The following is an 18218-nucleotide window of genomic DNA, read 5'->3' as shown; positions in this document are numbered from 1 at the left end:
AGAGTCCAGTTTATGCCCGCTCACCCGCTCCCACCGGTGCCTGTGGTGCCGCGAGTGCGCGCACCCGGCCGTCCCGCACCTCCACCACCAGGTCCGCGTCGGCCGCCTCCTCGCGCCGGTGGGTCACGTGGATCACCGTGCGGCCCGCGAGCGCGACCCTCAGGTTGGCCAGCACCGTACGGGCCGTGGCCGCGTCGAGGTGGGCCGTCGGCTCGTCGAGCAGCACCACGTCGGCGGTCCGCGCCGCGAGCACCGCCCTCGCCAGTGCGACCCGGTGCGCCTGCCCGCCCGACAGTCCCCGGCCCGCGTCTCCCAGCACCACGTCGAGACCGAGCTCTCCCGCCGCCGCGATCTCCAGTGCTGCGGCGAGCTCCCGATCGTCCGCGTGCGGGTCGGCCAGGCGCAGGTTCTCGGCCACCGTGGTGGACACCAGCTGCGGCTCCTGCGGCGCCCACGCCACCCGTTCGGGCACCACCGCCCTGCCCCGCTCCGGGCGCAGGAATCCGAGCACCGTGGCGAGCAACGTCGACTTGCCCGCCCCGGAAGGGCCGACCACGGCGACGCGGGTTCCGGGCGCGATCGTCAGGTCGACGTCGCGCAGCGCGGGCCCGGTCCCGGCGGGCCAGCGCACGGTGACCCCGTGCAGCCCGATCGCCCCGCCCTCGGCGATCTCCGCACGGCCGCCGTCGTCGGCGGGCGGGAGCGTGTCGCCGTCGAGCGTGGCGGCGAGCCGTGTGCGCGCGCGGCGCAGGGTGTCGTGCTGCTGCGCGGCGGGTGGCAGCTGCTGCAACGCCTCGGCCAGCGCCAGCGCCACCAGCGCGGGCACCGGGGCCAGCACGGGGTCGAGCGTGCCCGCGCCGACGGCGTCGCCCGCGAGCACGACCCCCGCGACGGCGGCGAGCCCGGTCGCCACGGTCACGACGGCCTCGGCCGCGCCAGCGCCCCACGCCTGTCCACGCGCCAGCCGCGCCAGCCCGGCATCGCGTTCGGCGAGCGTGGCGCGGTGGCGGCGGTGCGCGCCGAACGCCACCAGTTCGGCCGCGCCGTCGAACAGCGCCAGCACCCGCCCCGCGACGTCCCGGCGCCCCTCGGCCAGCGTGGCCGTCGCTCTGCGGTCGAGCAGGACCGCCAGCGAGGGCGCCACCAGCGCCGCCACCGCCGACGCCCCGGCCAGCACCCAGCCTGCCGGGGGCAGCACCACCCACAGCACCGCGCAGGCACCGAGCACCACCGCGGCCGTGACCCACGGTGGTGTCACGGCGCGCGGCACCAGGTCGCGCACCGTGTCGACGTCGTCGACGAGCCGGCGTAGTTCCTCGTCGTGCCGCAGCGCGCGAGCGGGCCCCTGCCGCACCAGCGCGCGCCACAGCCGCTCCCGCAGCCGCGCCGCCACGCGGAACGCGCCGTCGTGGGTCACCAGCCGCTCGACGTACCGCAACCCGGCGCGCGCGAGACCGAACGCGCGCACGCCGACCACGGCCACGGTGAGCGTCAGGATCGGCGGCTGCTGCGCTGCCCTGGCGATGAGCCACCCCGAGGTGGCCGTGAGCGCGATCCCGGCCAGCAGGGCCGCCGCGCCGAGTACCACGCCGCGCACCAGCCTGCGGTCGGCGAGGTCGCGCAGTGGGAGCGGCCGTGTCGACGCCGGGGTGCCGGGCTCCGGATCGGCCTGCGGCGGTCCGGAGCCCGGGCTCGCCGGTTCCGGGTCCTGCCCGCCCGCCACGGGCGGCGTGCCGGTGCGGCGATGTGCCGCGACGACGACCGCCGCACCGGCGTCCTGAGCCCGCGCCACGGCCGCCCACACCCGCTCGGCGGCGGCGGGGTCGAGATGGGCGGTGGGCTCGTCGAGCAGCAGCAGCCACGCGCCGCACCGGACCCGCAGCAACGCCCTCGCCACGGCGACCCGTTGCCGCTGCCCGACGGAGAGCCGGTGGACGGGCCGCTCGGCGAACTCCGCCAGGTCGAGCTGCCGTAACGCGGCGAGGACGTCCTCCGCCGACGCCCCGGTCAGCGCCAGTTCGTCGTGAACGGTGCCGCCGGAGAACCGGGGCGACTGCGGTACCCAGGCGACGACATCTCGCCATGCCGCCATGTCGACATCGGCCAGCGGCACACCGTCCACCGTCACCGAGCCCGAATCCGGTGTCGCGAACCCGAGCAGCACCGACAGCGTGGTCGTCTTGCCCGCGCCGCTGCGCCCGGTGAGCCGCACGCGCTGCCCCGGCCGGAGCGTGAACGACTCCCCGTCGGGCGCGAACCCGTCGCGGCGGCGCACCCGCAGGTCCCGCACCCGCACCACGCCGCGCCCCGGCGACCGCGTGCCCTCCGCGCGCACCGGCACGGCCAGCACATCGGAGACCCGGCGCACCGCCTCCACCCCGTCCTGGCTCGCGTGGAACGCCGAGCCAAGGGTGCGCAGCGGCTGGTAGCACTCGGGCACGAGGATCAGCACGCCCAGGCCCACCGCCAGCGCGAGATCACCGGACACGAGCCGTACGCCGATCACGACGGCGACCAGCGCCACCGACAGCGTGGCCGCGAGTTCGAGGGCGAACGCCGACGCGAACGCGAGGCGCAGCGTGGACAGCGTGGTGGTGCGGTGGCGGTCACCGACCCGGCGCACGGCCTCGGCCTGCGCCTCGGCACGCCGGAACGCGGTCAGCACGGGCAGAGCCCGCACCAGCTCCCGCAGGTGCCCGGACAGCCGGTGTACGGCGTCGGTGGCCTCGCCCACCCTCTCGGCCGTGTGCTTGCCGATGAGGATCGCGAACATCGGCAGCAGCGGCAGCGTCACGGCGACCAGCACCGCCGACGGCCAGTCGACGGACAGCACGGCGACACCGGCCGCCAGCGGCACCACCGCCGCGGTGACCAGCGCGGGCAGGTACTCGGTGAAGTACGCGTCGAGCGCGTCGAGCCCGCGGGTGGTCAGTGCGCTCAGCTCCGCCGCTCCCCTGCGGTCGATCCACTCGGGACCCAGGCGCAGCGCGTGGTCGACCACCCTGGCGCGCAGTTCCTCCTTCGCGCCCGCCGCCGCCCGCACGGCGACGACCCGGGTGGCCCAGCCGAGCAGTGCGCGGGCGACCACCGCACCGGCGAGGGCGGCCACCCGGGGCGCGTGGCCGGTCACCTCGCCCGCGACGAGATCGGCGAGCACGGCCGCGAGCAGGAACGCCTGCGCCACCAGCGCGGCCGCGTTGAGCAGCGACAGCACTCCGGTCAGGGCCAGCGCCCGGCGCGCCGACACCGACAGTGCGGGCAGCGCGCCGAGCGGGCCCCTGCCCACCCACGCGGTGTCTCCTTCGGACGGTCCGGAGGGCACCGTGGCGGAAAGGGGTTCGTGGGTGGGTGGTCTCGTGTGCTTCGCGGTGTTCGGGTCGCTCATGTCGGAGTGTGGACCTTCGGGATGTGGTGGGTGCCGATGCGTTTGCGGAAGACCCAGTACGTCCAGCCCTGGTAGACGAGCACGGCGGGTGCCCCGAACAGACTGACCCAGCTCATGACCCGCAGCGTGTACGGGCTGGACGCCGCGTCCGCCACGGTGAGCGAGTTCGCCGCGTCCAGTGTGGACGGCAGGACCTCGGGATACAGCGCGCCGAACAGCGCCACCACGGCCGCGGCGATCACCGTTCCCAGTGCGGCGAACGCCTGCCCCTCGCGACCCGCCAGCAGGCGCGCGACGGCCACCGCGCCCGCGATCGGCACGACGAGCAGCGGCACCAGCGTCCAGGTGAGTCCGTCGCGCCACTGGACGAGCAGCAGCAGCCCCACCAGGGGCGCGAGCGCCAGCGGCGTGAACCGCAGCGCGAACGCCCGCGCGCGGTGGCGCACGTCACCGTCGGTCTTGAGCGCGAGGAACGCGGCGCCGTGGACGAGCGAGAACGCCGCGATCGCGACACCCCCGAGCACCGTCTCCCAGCGCACCGCCGCCAGGGCCGAGCCGACCCGGTCGCCGTCGGCGTCGATCGGAAGCCCGAACACCGTGGTGGCCAGCATGAGCCCCACCGCCAGCGGGGGCAGCCACGATCCGAGCACGATGACGCGGTCCCAGTTCGCCCGCCAGCGCGCCGAGTCCACCTTGCCCCGGTACTCGAACGCCACTCCACGGCCGATGAGGGCGAGCAGCAGCACCAGCACCGGCAGGTAGGCGGCGGAGAACAGGCCCGCGTACCAGGCGGGAAACGCCGCGAAGGTCGCGCCGACCGCGACGATCAGCCAGACCTCGTTGCCGTCCCACACCGGACCGATCGTGTTGATCATGACCCGCCGTTCGGTGTCGTCCCGGCCGAGCACGGGCAGCAGCATGCCGACGCCGAAGTCGAAGCCCTCCAGAAAGAGGTACCCCAGCCAGAACAGCGTGATGACGCAGAACCAGAGCGTGGGCAGATCCACCGACGTCAGCCTTCCCTCGACAGTGTGGTCATTTCACGTGAAACAATTGATCCACAAGCTGTGGACAACCGGGTGAGTTGTCCACAAACCGCAGGTGGAGGCCCGTGGAGAACCTGATCTTGACCGTGCTTGCCTGTCGCATCTGTCGTCCTTTCGGTCAGTACGCGAACGCCAGCGCGTCGCCGGACCCTCGGTCCCGGTCCGATCCGTCACCGCCGGAGGCGGGCAGGACGCCCTCGACCCCACCCCGCACGTAGCGCGTCAGCAGGAACACCTCCACGACGGCGAGCACCGCGTACACCGTCGTCAGCGCGATCAGCGACGTCCACACCTCGCCGGTGGTCAGGTCCGACACCGCCGTGGCGGTGAACATCCACACGCCGTCCACTCCGGTCGGATTCGGGACCACGACGAACGGCTGCCTGCCCATCTCGGTGAAGATCCAGCCCGCGCTGTTGGCCACGAACGGCAGCACGATCGCGCCCAGGGTGAGACGGGGAAACCACCGGGACTCCGGTATCCGGCCGCCCCGGGTCAGCCACAGCGCCGCCATCCCGACCGCCGCGCTGAGCGCACCGAAGCCGACCATGACCCGAAATCCCCAGTAGGTGACGGGCAGGTTCGGCACGTAGTCGATCGGCTGCCCCGCGAGTTCGCCGAGCCGGTCGTCGTCCGGGTAGTGCGTGCCGTAGCGGTCCTGGTACTCGCCGACGAGGTCGTCGATCCCGCGCACCTCGGTCTCCAGATCACCGTGCGCGAGGAACGACAGCAGGGCGGGAACGTTGAAGGTCTTCACGCTGTCGCAGTCCGCGTCCGCCACGTCGCCGACGGCGAGAATCGAGAAGCTGGCGGGCTGTTCGGTGTGACACAGCGCCTCGGCCGCCGCCATCTTCATGGGCTGCTGCTCGAACATGAGCTTGCCCTGCAGGTCGCCACTCACGCCCAGGACGGCGAACGACACGGCCCCCACCCACGCGCCGAGCTTCAGGGACGACCGCCAGACCGGGCGGTGCTCGTCCGTGCCGTTCCGCCTGCGCCACAGGTGCCAGCTCGCGACCCCCACCAGGAAGGCCGCCGCCACCGCGAACGAGCCCGCGATGGTGTGCGGCACGGCCACCAGGGCCGTCGAGTTGGTCAGTACGGCCCAGATCGAAGTCATCGTCGGCCTGCCGTCGACGAACTCCGCGCCGACGGGGTGCTGCATCCACGAGTTCGCGGCGAGGATGAAGTACGCCGACGCGATGGTGGCCAGCGAGAACGCCCAGGCACAGGCCAGGTGAACCCGCTTCGGCAGCCGGTCCCATCCGAAGATCCACAACCCGAGGAAGGTCGACTCGACGAAGAAGGCCACCAGCCCCTCCATCGCCAGTGGCGCACCGAAGACGTCGCCGACGAACCGCGAGTACGCGCTCCAGTTCATGCCGAACTGGAATTCCTGGACTATGCCCGTCACCACACCCATGGCGAAGTTGACGAGCAGCAACTTCCCCCAGAACTTCGTCATCCGGTAGTAACGTGCGTCACCGGTTCGCACCCAGGCCGTCTGCATACCGGCCACGAGCACGGAAAGGCCGATGGTGAGCGGCACCATGAGGAAGTGGTAGACGGTCGTGATGCCGAACTGCCACCGCGCGAGATCCAGGACTTCCACGAGATCGACTCTGCCCTCGTCCTGCGGTTTCGCGTCAGGTCCCGTGGTCCCGCAGTGGTCAGGACCAAGGTCCTGCCCCCAGCGTGGCCGCCGCCCCGAAATCCACGTTTCGGCGTGGCGAAATTGCCCGTTCGGCATTCCGGCACGCTTTTCTGAGCGCACCTGAAAAACCGATTCGAGACGTCGATCAACTGGGCTTCTCGCAATTCCCCCTTTATCGTTGCAGGCGAAAGGGGTGAGTGAGTGCCGTGTCCGCCGCACTGATCGCGTTCGCCACGACGTTCGCCCTGGTGACCGCCGTCGAACTCCCCGACAAAACATTCGTGGCGACGCTCGTTCTCACCACGCGGTTTCGCCCCAAAGCGGTCTTCGCCGGAGTGTCCGCCGCCTTCGCGGTGCAGGCGCTGATCGCGGTCGGCTTCGGCAGCGTCCTCACGTTCCTGCCCGAGACGCTGGTGTCCGTCGCCGTGGGCGTGATGTTCGGCCTGGGTGCTGCGATGCTGCTGCGGGAGGGATTCCGCGCGGTGCCCTCGGAGGAGGAGGCCACGCACGATGCCGCACGCGGCGGCACGCCCGTCTCGTTCGTCCGGGCCGCCCTCACCTCGTTCGGCGTGCTGTTCGCCGCCGAGTGGGGTGACGCCTCGCAACTCGCCACAGCGGGCCTGGTCGCGCGCTCCGCGCAGCCACTGGCGGTCGGCCTGGGGTCCTTCGCCGCGCTCGTCACGGTGGCCGGGATCGCGGTGCTGCTCGGCCGCAAGATCCGCTCGCGCCTGCGGCCCCGGCTGCTCCAGCGCATCGCCGGGTTCGTCTTCGCCGGGTTCTCGCTCGTCGCGCTCGGCAGCGCCGTGCTCGGCTGAGTTCCGCCGTCAGCCGCGCAGCGAGGCCGCCAGCGCGCCGGCCGCCTCCTGCACCTGCGCTCCGACCAGCGCGTTGTCCAGCGGGGTCAGGGACACCACTCCCAGCGCCGCTCTGATCCCGACGACGCCCCGCACCGGGGTCGCGACACCGTGGATGCCGGGCTGGGGGTCACCGGAGGCCGCGGCCCACCCCCGGCCCTTGGGCCGCAGCGCCAGCGCCTTGCCCACCGCCCCGCGCGAGGCGGGATGCCTGCTGCCCAGCCGGTAGGCGACGTGGAAGGTCGTCCACGAGGGCTCCGCCACCGCGACGACGTGGACCTGATCGCCCTCGGCCATCGAGAGGTGCGCTGTCGCACCGGTCGCGTCGGCGAGTCCGCGCAGCACGGGGCGGGCCGCCGCGCGAACCCTCGGCAGCATCTGCTCGGCCAGCCGGAGCACTCCCGCGCCGAGACGCACGTGACTGCCGTCGCGCCACACCAGGCCACGCTCGACGAGTGGCACCAGCAGCCGGTAGACGGCCGCGCGGCTCGTGCCGACGACGTCGGCCAGTTCGGTCACCGTCGTCGACGACCCCGCCGCGTCCGCCACGGCCTGTAACAGGGCGAGCCCGCGATCGAGCGTCAGCGAGCCCTCCCCGCTCACAGCAGGCCCAGGCCGGACAGGTCCGTGATCGACTCGTCGAACGTCGCCGACGCATAGCAGGCGAACAGCGACCGGACGGCCTTGGCGGCCTCGTCGCTCAACTGCCCTGCCTCGGCGGCGAGCGCCTCGCCGTCGGTGCTGGCCAGTGCCTCGCGCACGTCGCCGCCCGACAGACTCCGCCCCGCGGCGACCAGCATGTTGAGGAACCCGTGGTGCTCGAAGCCGGTGTGCTCCTCGGCATGGCGCACCGCCCGGTGGAGGCTGTTGGTGGCCTTGAACGACGCGCCGGGCGTCCCGCTGACCACCGCGAGGAAGTCGGCCACCTCGGCGACACCGGGGAAGTTCTCGCTGGACAGCCCGCCGCACCGGATCTTGGGCCAGCTGCCGTGCTCGATGACGTTGCGCACCCCGTCCAGCCAGCCGACACCGCGCCGGGGCTCGACGACGCGGACGACGTCCTCGGGCACGAACTCCGACACCCGTTCCAGCCAGACCTCGTCGACGTCCGAGGGCGCGGGCATCTCCACCATCCGCAGCGACAGGAGTTCGTCGCGGGACTCGACGATGGAAATGGCCTTCGGCACCCCGCCGAGTCCGGTGTCGATGATCAGCGAGAGCGGCAGCGGCTCCTTCGGCCGGATCTTGATCAGCTCAGTGATCATTTCCGGGAGCCGGGACGCCGGGCACAGGAAAACTCCCTGCACTCCGGCGTACTCGCCGGACCTGTGTTCCAGGTAGCCGGTGAGCGCGTCGGGCATCGCCGCGTCGCCGGGCGGGAACAGTGCCGAGTCGTCGACAAGCCGGGCGAGCAGGGGTGGGATTCCACGGGGGCCGGGGGGCGGGAGTTCCACAGCGCTTGTCACGTCCCCCACGCTAGTAGCGAACGGAATGCGGACAAAACTGTCCGCCATTCGGACGCCAGCACTGGCGCGTGCGCCACACCACGTTCCCCCGCCAAGATCTAAAGGTTAGGCTTACCTAAGAGGAGGTGAGCCGTGAGCGAACCCGTCCCCCACCGGCCCCCGACGCCCCGGCCCGCCGAGCGAGCCAAGACCATCGCGGTGCGCGGCGGCCCCACGAGCCTGCTGCCCGCGCTCGGCCACGAGGCGCACGCCGACCGCACCGCCCCGGTGTGCTGGCACCTGCACGCCGGTGACGACCTCAGCATCGTGCTGCCCACGGACGACCCGCTCGCGGCGGGAATCCACGGTGACGCGGCGGCCGAGCTGGCCGTGACACTGGAGATCACCGACCAGGCGCCCGTCGCCCTCCGGCAGCCCGTGCGGGGGTTGCTGTGGCTCACCGGATGGCTGCGCGGCCTCGACGACCAGGCGGCACGCGCGCGTGCCGTCACGCTGGCAGAGGCAGCGGAGGAACCCGATCCCCGCCTGCTCGACGTCGGGCACGGCCTCTCGTTGCTGCGGTTCACCCCCGCATCGGTGGTCCTCGCCGACAGCGAGGGAACCCACTCGCTGTCGACCGTCACCTTCGACGCGGCCGTCGCCGACCCCTTCCTGGGCTACGAGGCACGCTGGCTGCGGCATCTCGAACACGACCACACCGACGTCCTCGGCGGGCTCACCCGGCGGCTGCCACCGGAACTCCAGGAGGGCAGGCTGCGCCCGCTCGGCGTCGACCGGCACGGCATTCGGCTGCGCGTCGAGACCGACGAGGACGACCACGACGTGCGCCTCGCGTTCTCGCGCCCCGTGGAACACCCGCCGGAACTCGCCGTGGAGCTGCGCAAGCTCGTCGGCTGCCCGTTCCTGAACCGCCGCGAACGGCCCTGAACACGACTGCGGCGCCCCGGCTGGATGCCGGGGCGCCGCAGTCCGTGTCATGGAAGGGTCAGGACTTGGTCTTGGCCGCTTCCGCCTGACCGTCGTCGCTGGGCTCCACGAGCCCCTCGTCGATCAGGCTGTTGGTGACGTGCTCGGTGAGCTCCTGCCGTTGCATCCTCCGCTGGATTCGCAGCATCGAGTTGCGCTCACCCCGGAAGTCGCGCCAGATCGACACGCACATCCCGATCATCACGATGCTGAACGGGAGCGCGATGAGGATCGCCACGGTCTGCAGCACGCTCAGGCCACCGGCGAGCAGCAGCGCGATGGCCACGCCACCCTCCGCGAGACCCCAGAACACCCGGCTCCACACCGGCGGGTTCGGGTCGCCGCCCGAGGCCAGCATGTCGACCACCAGCGAGCCGGAGTCCGACGAGGTGACGAAGAACAGCACGATGAGGACCACCGCGCCGATCGCGAGCAGGGTGCCACCCGGCAGCGCCTCCAGCACGTTGAACAGCGATGCCTCGGTGTCCACCGTGCTCGCACCGTCCTCGTCGGTGCCAACCAGGCCGCCCTGGCCGAACAGCTCCCGGTACAGGGCGGTGCCGCCGAAGACCGTGAACCACAACATCGTGACCGCCGTGGGCACCAGCAGGACACCCGCGACGAACTCGCGCACCGTGCGACCCCGCGAGATGCGCGCGATGAAGACACCGACGAAGGGTGCCCACGAGATCCACCAGCCCCAATAGAACGCCGTCCACCAGCCCTGCCAGGCGTTGCCGTCCTCGCCCTCGTAGGCCGTGGTGTTGAAGCTCATCTGCAGGATGTTCTGCAGATAGTCACCGATCGACTGGACGAGATCCTTGAAGATGAACAGCGTCGGGCCGAGGACCAGCACCGACACCAGCAGCACGGCGGCGAGCACCATGTTGAAGTTGGACAGGTACTTGATGCCCTTCTTCACCCCGGTGACCACCGAGACGATGGCCATCAGCGTGATCGCGCCGATGAGCACCACGTAGGTCAGGTTGCTCGGCTCGGAGACCACGTCGAGGAAGTTCAGGCCCGCACCGATCTGGATGACACCCAGACCGAGCGACGTCGCCACACCGAACAGCGTGCCCACGATGGCGGCGACGTCGATGACGTCACCGAGCCAGCCGTGTACGCGCTTGCCGATGAGCTTCTCCAGCGCGTACCGGATGGACACCGGGCGGTTCTTGCGGTGGATGGCGTACGCGATGGCGAGACCAACGACCACGTAGATGGCCCACGGGTGCAGTCCCCAGTGCAGGAACGTCTGCACGAGCGCGTCCTGCGCCCCGGCCTCGTCGTCGCCGATGCCGGTGGCGCGGTTGGGGATGCCGGCGAAGTGGTTCAGCGGCTCGGCCACGCCCCAGAACACCAGGCCGATGCCCATACCCGCCGCGAACAGCATCGCGAACCACGACTTGAGGGCGAACTCGGGTTCCTCCTCGTCGGGGCCGAGCTTGATGTCACCGTAGTGACTGAGCCCCACCCACAGCGAGAACACCACGAAGCCGGACACGATCAGCATGTAGTACCAGCTGAACGTACCGATGACCGTTTCCTGGATCGCGCTGATCGCGTCGCCCATCGCGTCCGGCGCGATCACGGTGGCCAGCACGAACGCGAGAATGATCGCCGCAGACGGCCAGAACACCCGCGGCGCGACCGTCTTGTACCACGGTCGTCGCGTACCAGGTGGCGCGACGGCCTCAGGATCGGACGTTGCCGTCACGAGGCTTGCCTCCTTCTTCGGGATTTTTCGGACCGTAAGACCCTAGTACCCGAGCTATTCGTTTCGGCGGAAAGTTATGAAGCCGGGTCCTAACAACCTGTCCGCCACGTTCGTGACCTGGAAAAACCAGTTCTCATGTAACGTGCCACAGTGTCCACTCGAGCGCGCGACTGGGTCCGGCCCCGTGTTCCCGACTACCCAGGGCGAACGACCGATCCCCGTGAGCGACGCATTCTCGTCGTCGAAGTCGTCCTTGTTTTCTCCATTACTTTGGGTCTGTCCGGTGTGCGCAGTGCGTTGTCCCTCCTGGACGCGATGCTGCGGCCGGAACCGCTCGCGCAACAACAGGTGGCCATCAACGTCACCCGGGCGACACTCGGCGTCATCGATCTGCTGAAACAACTGCTCGGTGTCGTGCAGCTCGTGGGCTGGGGCGCACTCGGGTTGTACCTGCTGTGGCGGGCCGGTGTCCGGCTGTCGCGCATCGGGCTCGACCGGCGGCGGCCGGGCCGCGATCTGCTGTGGGCGGTGGCGCTGGCGGCGGGGATCGGCATTCCCGGTCTCGCGTTCTACTTCACCGCATGGCACCTCGGCTTCAACCTCGCCGTGCAGCCCTCCACAGTGGACGAGGCGTGGTGGCGGCCTGTCGCGTTGACACTGGCGGCGTTCGGCAACGCCTTCGCCGAGGAGGTGCTCGTGGTGGGGTACCTGCTCACCCGGCTGCGGCAGCTCGGGTGGTCCGAGAACGCCTCGCTGCTCGTGTCGTCGGTGCTGCGGGGGACGTACCACCTCTACCAGGGACTCGGCGGGTTCGTGGGCAACGTGGTGATGGGGCTGGTCTACGGCAGGGTGTGGCAGCGCACGAACCGGTTGTGGCCACTCGTCGTGGCCCACACCCTGCTCGACGTGGTGGCGTTCGTGGGTTATGCGGCGCTGCGCGAGCACGTGTCGTGGCTGCCCTGACCGCCCTGATATTGCCACTCATTCGAACACGTGTTCTAATGAAGCCAGCGACACGATCACGGCACGGTCAGGAGGGGACCATGGCTTGCAAGATCACTCACCGCGTGAACGACCAGCAGATCCGGTTCGCGAACCGGGACGCCGCCGAGCGCTACGCCGACATCATGGGCGGCGGGGTGCAGAACTGGGTGTTCACCACGGTGCCGAACGCGGAACGCCTCGCGGGCCCCGCCACGGCCACCGATCTCCTCGCGCCGAAACAGGCACAGCAGGCACAGCGGGCGCACCGCGGCCGTCCCTGACGCCCGGGTTCGCGAGCTCATCGGCTCGGATGCAACGAACCGCGCGCACGGCATCCGCTTCGTTGCGACGGCACGCCGTCCCCGGTCGAACGCATACCTCGCCGCGCCGCGTCGTTTCGCGTCCTCCCCCGGGCCGACCACGGTCATTACGCTCGCCGGTGTGACCGAAACGACCACCCCCCGTACCCACCGGAACTCCCCCCGATCCACTCCTCGTGTGGACAGCGAAGTGGCACCGCTGCGGACCGTCCTGCTGCACCGGCCTGGCAACGAGCTCCGGCGGCTCACCCCCCGCAACAACGACCAGCTCCTGTTCGACTCGATCCCGTGGCTGGATCGGGCCCAGGAGGAGCACGACGCCTTCGCCGAGGTGTTGCGGGCACGCGACGTCGAGGTCCTGCTGCTCACCGACGTCCTGCGCTCGGCGCTGGAGGACCCCCGAGCGCATGCCGCCGGGGTTCACGCCGCGGTGGACGGCAGGCGGCTCGGAGCCGAGCTGGCGGACGTCCTGCGCTCGCACCTGTCGGGCTCCGACCCCACCGCGCTGGCTGAGGTGCTCACGTCGGGGATGACGTTCGAGGAGTTGCCGACCTCGGAGGGTGGCTCGCTCGTACGGCGCATGCACCACCCGCACGACTTCGCGGTGGACCCGCTGCCAAACCTGCTGTTCACCCGCGACTCGTCGGTGTGGATCGGCGACCGGGTCGCCGTCTCGTCGCTCGCGATGCCCGCGCGGCGGCGGGAGACCGCCCTGCTCGATCTGGTGTACGCCTACCACCCGCGGTTCACGGGCGCGGTCCGCGCGTACGGCGCGCACTCGGCGCCGGTGGAGGGCGGCGACGTGCTGTTGCTCGCACCCGGTGTCCTCGCGGTCGGGGTCGGGGAACGCACCACGCCCGCCGGTGCCGAATCGCTGGCGCGTTCGGTGTTCGCCGACGACATCGCCCACACCGTCCTCGCGGTACCCATCGCGCAGGACCGCGCGACCATGCACCTCGACACCGTGTGCACCATGGTGGGCCCCGACGCCGTGGTCATGTACCCGCTGGCCCAGGACTCCCTCATCGCCTACACGCTCACCCCGGACGACGAGAAGGGCGTGCGCGTGGCGGGCCCCACCCCGTTCCTGGACGCGGCGGCCGACGCGATGGGCATCGACCGGCTGCACGTCATCGACACGGGCCTCGACCCGGTCACGGCGGAGCGCGAACAGTGGGACGACGGGAACAACACGCTGGCGCTCGCTCCGGGTGTGGTCATCGGCTACGAGCGCAACGTGGAGACGAACACACGGCTGGAGGAGTCCGGCATCGAGGTGGTGCGCATCGCGGGGTCGGAACTCGGATCGGGGCGGGGTGGTCCTCGCTGCATGTCGTGCCCGGTCATCAGGGAGTCCACCGACAACGGTTGAAGCGCCGGCCGTGCCGTCACGCACCGGTAGAGTGCCGCCATGCGGCAGCCCTCCGACCTCGACACGGTGCGCGAGTCCTACGACCGGGTCGCCGACGCCTACGTGGACCTCGCCGTGGGGCGACTGGAAGCGACGCCGTGGCTACGGGCTGTGCTCGCCGCGTTCGCCGAGTCCGTTCGCGGGCTCGGTCCGGTCCTGGACGTCGGCTGCGGCCCCGGCACCGTCACCGCGCACCTCACCGAGCTCGGCCTGGAGGTCTCGGGCGTCGACCTGTCGCCGCGCATGGTCGACCACGCCCGTCGGCAGTACCCCGGCCTGCGGTTCTCCGTCGCCTCGGCGACCGAGCTCACTCTCGCGCCCGCCTCGCTCGGCGGTGTGCTCGGCTGGTGGTCGCTGTTCAACCTCCCGAGGGCGGCACTGCCCGGCGTGCTGCGGACCTTCGCCGAGGCGCTCGTCCCCGGCGGTCAGGCGCTGGTCGGCACGCACGTCGGGGACGGCGACGTCCTGCGGACCGAGGGGTACGGCGGTCTGCCGGTGTCCTGGACGACCCACCTGTACCGTCCCGAGCAGTTGGCCGGGATGCTGGCCGACGCCGGGCTTGAGGTGGTCGCGGAGTTGCGGTTGCCCGCGGAACCGTCGATGCGCCCGCAGGTGTTGCTTGCCGCGCGGCGCCCGGCCCCACCCGGGTGAGATATTAGGCAAGCCTGCTCTCATTGAGGCTAGCCTTTATTAATTGAGCGAAACCTTTCCTCATGAATAGCGCGAATGGGATTGACATCACCGCTTTCGGGTGGATAATCGCCGATCTCGCCTCTATAGTGGGGGCATGGTCACCTTGAAGAAGAATCCACGGTCGAAGTTGTACGAATTGCTCCAGGCGCAGATCCGCAACGAGTTCCACGCCTCGCAGCAGTACGTCGCGCTGGCGGTGTTCTACGACGGTAAGGACCTGCCGCAACTCGCCAAATTCTTCTACCGGCAGTCGCTGGAGGAGCGCAATCACGCGATGGCGCTGGTGCAGTACCTGCTGGACACCGACCACCACGTCGAGATTCCCGATGTACCGGAGGTCCGCAACGATTTCGCCGACATCCGGGAGCCCGTCGCGCTCGCCCTGGAGCAGGAGAAGGAGGTCGAATCCGACTTCCGGCAGATCGCGAAAGCGGCCAGGGAGGACGAGAACTACACGGGCGAGCAGTTCGTCCAGTGGTTCCTCAGGGAGCAGGTCGAGGAAATCGCCGCGATGAACCGGTTGCTCAACGTGGTGGACATGGCGAAGGGTGACGTGTTCGCCGTCGAGCAGTTCCTCTACCGCGAAGAGGTCACCGACGAGAACGACCCGGCGATGCCTCCGGTGGCGGGCGGAGCGCTGTGAGTTCACCCCTGCGGTCGCGTCGCAGGGGCTGCCCTCACGGGGTTCGCCCCTCGCGGCGCGGGCGCACGCGGTCGAGATAGGCCGCGATCGCGTCACGGTTCTTCGACAGGCAGGCGATACGGCGCGTCATGCGGTCGCGCTCCCGCTCCAGCGTGTCGAGCATCTCCGGCGTCGCGTCGGGGAAGTAGAGGTCGGTCGGCCCGTCCAGGCAGGGCAGGATTCGCCGGATGATCCGGGTGGGCAGTCCGGCGTCGAGGAGCCCTCTGATCTGTCCCACCCGGTCCACGGTGTCACCGTCGTAGTCGCGGTAGCCGTTGGCGCCCCGCCGCGCCGTGATCAGCCCCTGCTCCTCGTAGTAGCGCAGCAGTCTGCGTGAAGTACCCGTGCGATCTGCCAACTCTCCGATCCGCATGTGTCCGCCCTCACAAAGCTTCGCGTTGACCCTCACACCGATGTGAGGGTTCGAGCATACGGTCCATGCGAGACCACACCACCACTGACCGGCTGCCTGTAGGCGCCCTGCTGGCCCTCACCACGGCCGCGTTCCTCACCGTTCTCACCGAGGCGCTACCCGCCGGCGTCCTGCCGGGCCTGAGCCGCGACCTCGGTGTCAGCCAGGCCACGGCGGGCCAGACGGTCACCGTCTACGCGATCGGCACCGCCCTCTCGGCGATACCGCTCACCGCCGCGACGGCGCGATGGCGGCGCAAGCACGTGCTGCTCACCGGGGTGGCCGGGTTCGCCGCAGCCAACACGGTGACCGCGGTCGGCTCCGGGGTAGAGCTCGTGATGGGTGCCCGTTTCGTGGCCGGCATCGCGGCGGGGCTGGTCTGGGCGCTGCTGGCGGGCTACGCCCGCCGCCTTGCTCCGGCCGGACGAGAAGGCCGGGCCATCGCGGTGGTCATGGCGGGCATCCCACTCGCGCTCTCGCTTGGTGTCCCGGCCGGGACGTTCCTCGGCACCGCCGTCGGCTGGCGCTGGACGTTCGCACTGGTCACCGGGCTTGCCCTGGTGCTGCTCGTCTGGGTGGTGGCAGTGGTGCCCGACCGGCCGGGCGCCGAGGCGCGGGAGCGGCTCCCGCTGGCCCGCGCACTCGCGCGGCCCGGCGTGGTGCCGGTACTGGTCGTGACCGCGTTGTTCGTCCTCGCGCACACCATCGGTTACACCTACATCGCCGCCCTGCTCGGCAGCGTCGGACTCGCCTCACGGGTCGACGTGATGCTGCTCGTGTTCGGGATCGCCTCGATGGTGAGCATCTGGCTGGTGGGCATCCACATCGACCGCCGCCTCCGCCTGCTGTCGCTGTGCAGCGTGCTGCTGGTCGGTGCGGCGTCGGCGGCACTGGCCGGGCTCACCGGCGGTGCGGTGTTCGTGGCCGTCGCGATCGCCGCGTGGGGCCTGGGCTGGGGCGGCGCGCCGACACTCCTGCAGACCGCTGTGGCTCGCGCGGGCGGTGAGGTCGCCGACACGGCCCAGGCCGTGCTCGTGACGATATGGAACGCCGCCATGGCGGCGGGCGGTGCCGTGGGCGGAATCGCCATCGGCCTCACGAGTGCGGCCGTGCTCCCGCTGTGGGTGCTCGCCCTGCTGCTTCCGGTACTGGTCGTGGTCCTGCGCGGCTCCGGCTTCCCCCGGATTCCCGGTCAGCAGTCAGAGGGTGCGACCAGTCGGAGGTCGCTGACCATTCCCTCGGAGAGGGCGAACTCGTAACGCCCCGGCCCGGTGGAGGCACTGAACCGTGTCTCACCTCCGGAGCCGTGCGGATACACGCTGGGAAGCCGGTCCGCGGCGGTGCCGACGCCGACCCCCTCGGGTGTCACGGCGCTCGCGGCGCGCACTCCCACCAGTCCGCGCTCCCGGGAGATCGTCACGTACCGCACGGCCTCGGAACCCTCCACCAGCGAGTAGTCCGCACAGACCTCCGGTGGCGGCGTCTCGCCGGTCACCATGAGCAGGTCGGTGGCCACGGCCTCCTCGAACGGCATGCCGAGCCTCAGCGGGCCGTAGCCGTCGGGGCCGAGGACGCTGCGTCCCAGAGCCACGCTGCCGGAGTGCGTGGTCTCCGGCGACGACGCCTGCGGCGACGTGGTGGCCGCCTCGGGCACCTCGTCCTGAGCCGGCGGCGGCAGGGGTTCGCCTCGCTCGGGGCTGCGCGTGGGCGGCTCGCTGCTGTCCAGGGGCGCGGTGAACGCCGTCATCGCCGCGGTCCGTTCGTCCGGCGGCGAGGCCGCCGCCGGTGCCTCCGCGCGTTCCTCCTGCGGCCGGGTGCCGGGGACCACCAGCATGCCCACCACGGCGACGGCCACGACGGCGAGGCCGGTGCCGCCACCGGCCAGGGTGGCGCGGCGCCTGCGCAGCCGCCGCGCTCCCGCGGTGATCTCGGCTTCCGCGCTCGGCCGGACGGCCACGTCGAGCCGGGAATCGGCGAACAGCGCGCGCAGCCGGGCGTCGACCTCGTCGCCGTCGGAGTCGGGAACGTTCACACCACTTCCCTCCCTTCACTGCCCTCGCCCTGGCGCAGCTTGCCCCGCAGAGACGTGAGCGCCTTACTGGCCTGGCTCTTGACGGTGCCGGGACTGACACCCAGTGAGTCGGCGATCTCCGCCTCGCTGAGGCCCTCGTAGTACCGGAGCACGATCACGGCACGCTGCCGGGGAGGCAACTCCCGCAACGCCTGCCACAGGGGCTCGTGCTCGAACGGGTCCGTCGATGCCGGGGCGTCCGACTCGGGAACCTCGGCGACGAGATTCTCCCTCCGGAACCGCCGCCACCGGCTGATGTGCGCGTTCGCCATCGAGCGCCGCACGTACGCCAGCGGGTCACCCGTCTTGCGCTGGACGGAACCCCACCTCGACCCGATCTTCTCCAACACCGACTGCACGAGGTCGGCAGCGTCGTGGGGGTTGCCCGTCAGGGCGTGGCCGTAACGCAACAAGCCGGGCAGGCTGGCCCGCACGAACTCGGTGAAGTCCGTGAGGTCGCCAGACACGACCGCTTCCTTCCTGTGGCCGATGGAGCCCGCCCAGCCACCGTCCGGGCAGACGGGGGACACGGTGGGTACGAACGCGGTCACCGT

Annotated in this window: 17 protein-coding genes; 8 read left to right on the top strand and 9 right to left on the bottom strand. The window is 71.1% G+C overall.

Going from position 1 to position 18218, the window contains the following annotated elements:
- Nucleotides 1-10 precede the first annotated feature (10 nt).
- The 3 genes from cydD to FFT09_RS08765 all read right to left on the bottom strand — a co-directional run bounded on the left by cydD (nucleotide 11) and on the right by FFT09_RS08765 (nucleotide 6043).
- Entirely contained in the window at nucleotides 11-3385 is a 3375-nt protein-coding gene (gene cydD, locus FFT09_RS08775) for a thiol reductant ABC exporter subunit CydD (RefSeq protein WP_138382358.1), read from the bottom strand.
- On the bottom strand, nucleotides 3382-4392 hold the full coding sequence (gene cydB / locus FFT09_RS08770) for a cytochrome d ubiquinol oxidase subunit II (protein ID WP_138382357.1): 1011 nt from the start codon (nucleotides 4390-4392) through the stop codon (nucleotides 3382-3384). Before cydB ends, cydD begins: the two co-directional genes overlap by 4 nt.
- Before the next feature lie 157 nt (nucleotides 4393-4549).
- A complete protein-coding gene (locus FFT09_RS08765; RefSeq protein WP_081192914.1) occupies nucleotides 4550-6043 on the bottom strand; it encodes a cytochrome ubiquinol oxidase subunit I in 1494 nt (497 codons plus the stop codon).
- A 248-nt stretch (nucleotides 6044-6291) separates the two neighbouring features.
- Between FFT09_RS08765 and FFT09_RS08760 the strand changes: the two genes are divergently transcribed.
- A complete protein-coding gene (locus FFT09_RS08760) occupies nucleotides 6292-6900 on the top strand; it encodes a TMEM165/GDT1 family protein (RefSeq protein ID WP_081193501.1) in 609 nt (202 codons plus the stop codon).
- Nucleotides 6901-6909: 9 nt separating this feature from the next.
- Here FFT09_RS08760 and FFT09_RS08755 read toward each other — a convergent pair whose 3' ends face one another.
- Both FFT09_RS08755 and FFT09_RS08750 read right to left on the bottom strand, forming a co-directional pair.
- Entirely contained in the window at nucleotides 6910-7542 is a 633-nt protein-coding gene (locus FFT09_RS08755) for an IclR family transcriptional regulator (RefSeq protein WP_138382356.1), read from the bottom strand.
- The gene (locus FFT09_RS08750; RefSeq protein WP_037335481.1) at nucleotides 7539-8393 is read right to left on the bottom strand and encodes a hypothetical protein; all 855 of its coding nucleotides are present in this window, start codon (nucleotides 8391-8393) and stop codon (nucleotides 7539-7541) included. The genes FFT09_RS08755 and FFT09_RS08750 overlap by 4 nt, the downstream gene beginning before the upstream one ends.
- A 144-nt stretch (nucleotides 8394-8537) precedes the next feature.
- Here FFT09_RS08750 and FFT09_RS08745 point away from each other — a divergent pair, with 144 nt between their 5' ends.
- Nucleotides 8538-9332 carry a DUF2470 domain-containing protein gene (locus tag FFT09_RS08745; protein WP_138382355.1) on the top strand — a complete coding sequence of 265 codons (795 nt, stop codon included), beginning with the start codon at nucleotides 8538-8540 and terminating at the stop codon, nucleotides 9330-9332.
- 58 nt (nucleotides 9333-9390) lie between these two features.
- On the opposite strand, the gene FFT09_RS08740 is transcribed toward FFT09_RS08745, so the two are convergent.
- Nucleotides 9391-11091, bottom strand: coding sequence for a BCCT family transporter (locus FFT09_RS08740; RefSeq protein WP_081192908.1), 1701 nt, complete (start codon nucleotides 11089-11091; stop codon nucleotides 9391-9393).
- 150 nt (nucleotides 11092-11241) lie between these two features.
- On the opposite strand from FFT09_RS08740, the gene FFT09_RS08735 reads away from it, so the two are divergent.
- The 5 genes from FFT09_RS08735 (at nucleotide 11242) to FFT09_RS08715 (ending at nucleotide 15142) form a co-directional block, all read left to right on the top strand.
- Complete coding sequence (locus FFT09_RS08735) at nucleotides 11242-12054, top strand: CPBP family intramembrane glutamic endopeptidase (RefSeq protein ID WP_138382354.1); 813 nt, start codon at nucleotides 11242-11244, stop codon at nucleotides 12052-12054.
- Nucleotides 12055-12134: 80 nt separating this feature from the next.
- On the top strand, nucleotides 12135-12356 hold the full coding sequence (locus FFT09_RS08730; RefSeq protein WP_081192904.1) for a hypothetical protein: 222 nt from the start codon (nucleotides 12135-12137) through the stop codon (nucleotides 12354-12356).
- A gap of 217 nt (nucleotides 12357-12573) precedes the next feature.
- Nucleotides 12574-13767: an arginine deiminase gene (locus FFT09_RS08725; RefSeq protein WP_420852697.1), complete on the top strand. Its 1194-nt coding sequence runs from the start codon at nucleotides 12574-12576 to the stop codon at nucleotides 13765-13767.
- Between the two features lie 39 nt (nucleotides 13768-13806).
- On the top strand, nucleotides 13807-14457 hold the full coding sequence (locus FFT09_RS08720; protein WP_138382353.1) for a class I SAM-dependent methyltransferase: 651 nt from the start codon (nucleotides 13807-13809) through the stop codon (nucleotides 14455-14457).
- Nucleotides 14458-14593: 136 nt separating this feature from the next.
- Nucleotides 14594-15142: a ferritin gene (locus tag FFT09_RS08715; RefSeq protein ID WP_138382352.1), complete on the top strand. Its 549-nt coding sequence runs from the start codon at nucleotides 14594-14596 to the stop codon at nucleotides 15140-15142.
- A 34-nt stretch (nucleotides 15143-15176) separates the two neighbouring features.
- On the opposite strand, the gene FFT09_RS08710 is transcribed toward FFT09_RS08715, so the two are convergent.
- Nucleotides 15177-15554, bottom strand: a complete 378-nt coding sequence (locus tag FFT09_RS08710; protein WP_081192896.1) for a MerR family transcriptional regulator — start codon at nucleotides 15552-15554, stop codon at nucleotides 15177-15179.
- A gap of 65 nt (nucleotides 15555-15619) precedes the next feature.
- Between FFT09_RS08710 and FFT09_RS08705 the strand changes: the two genes are divergently transcribed.
- A complete protein-coding gene (locus FFT09_RS08705) occupies nucleotides 15620-16852 on the top strand; it encodes an MFS transporter (RefSeq protein ID WP_138382351.1) in 1233 nt (410 codons plus the stop codon).
- Here FFT09_RS08705 and FFT09_RS08700 read toward each other — a convergent pair.
- Together FFT09_RS08700 and FFT09_RS08695 are read right to left on the bottom strand one after the other, a co-directional pair.
- Nucleotides 16786-17625, bottom strand: coding sequence for a hypothetical protein (locus FFT09_RS08700; RefSeq protein WP_138382350.1), 840 nt, complete (start codon nucleotides 17623-17625; stop codon nucleotides 16786-16788). The genes FFT09_RS08705 and FFT09_RS08700 overlap by 67 nt on opposite strands.
- Nucleotides 17622-18215: a SigE family RNA polymerase sigma factor gene (locus FFT09_RS08695; RefSeq protein WP_081192890.1), complete on the bottom strand. Its 594-nt coding sequence runs from the start codon at nucleotides 18213-18215 to the stop codon at nucleotides 17622-17624. Before FFT09_RS08695 ends, FFT09_RS08700 begins: the two co-directional genes overlap by 4 nt.
- Nucleotides 18216-18218: the final 3 nt, after the last annotated feature.

Origin of the sequence: Saccharomonospora piscinae (assembly GCF_005862235.1) — a bacterium.
Lineage (GTDB): Bacteria > Actinomycetota > Actinomycetes > Mycobacteriales > Pseudonocardiaceae > Saccharomonospora > Saccharomonospora piscinae.
Note: the sequence above shows the minus strand (reverse complement) of the source record. Positions and strands in the feature narration are given on the sequence as shown.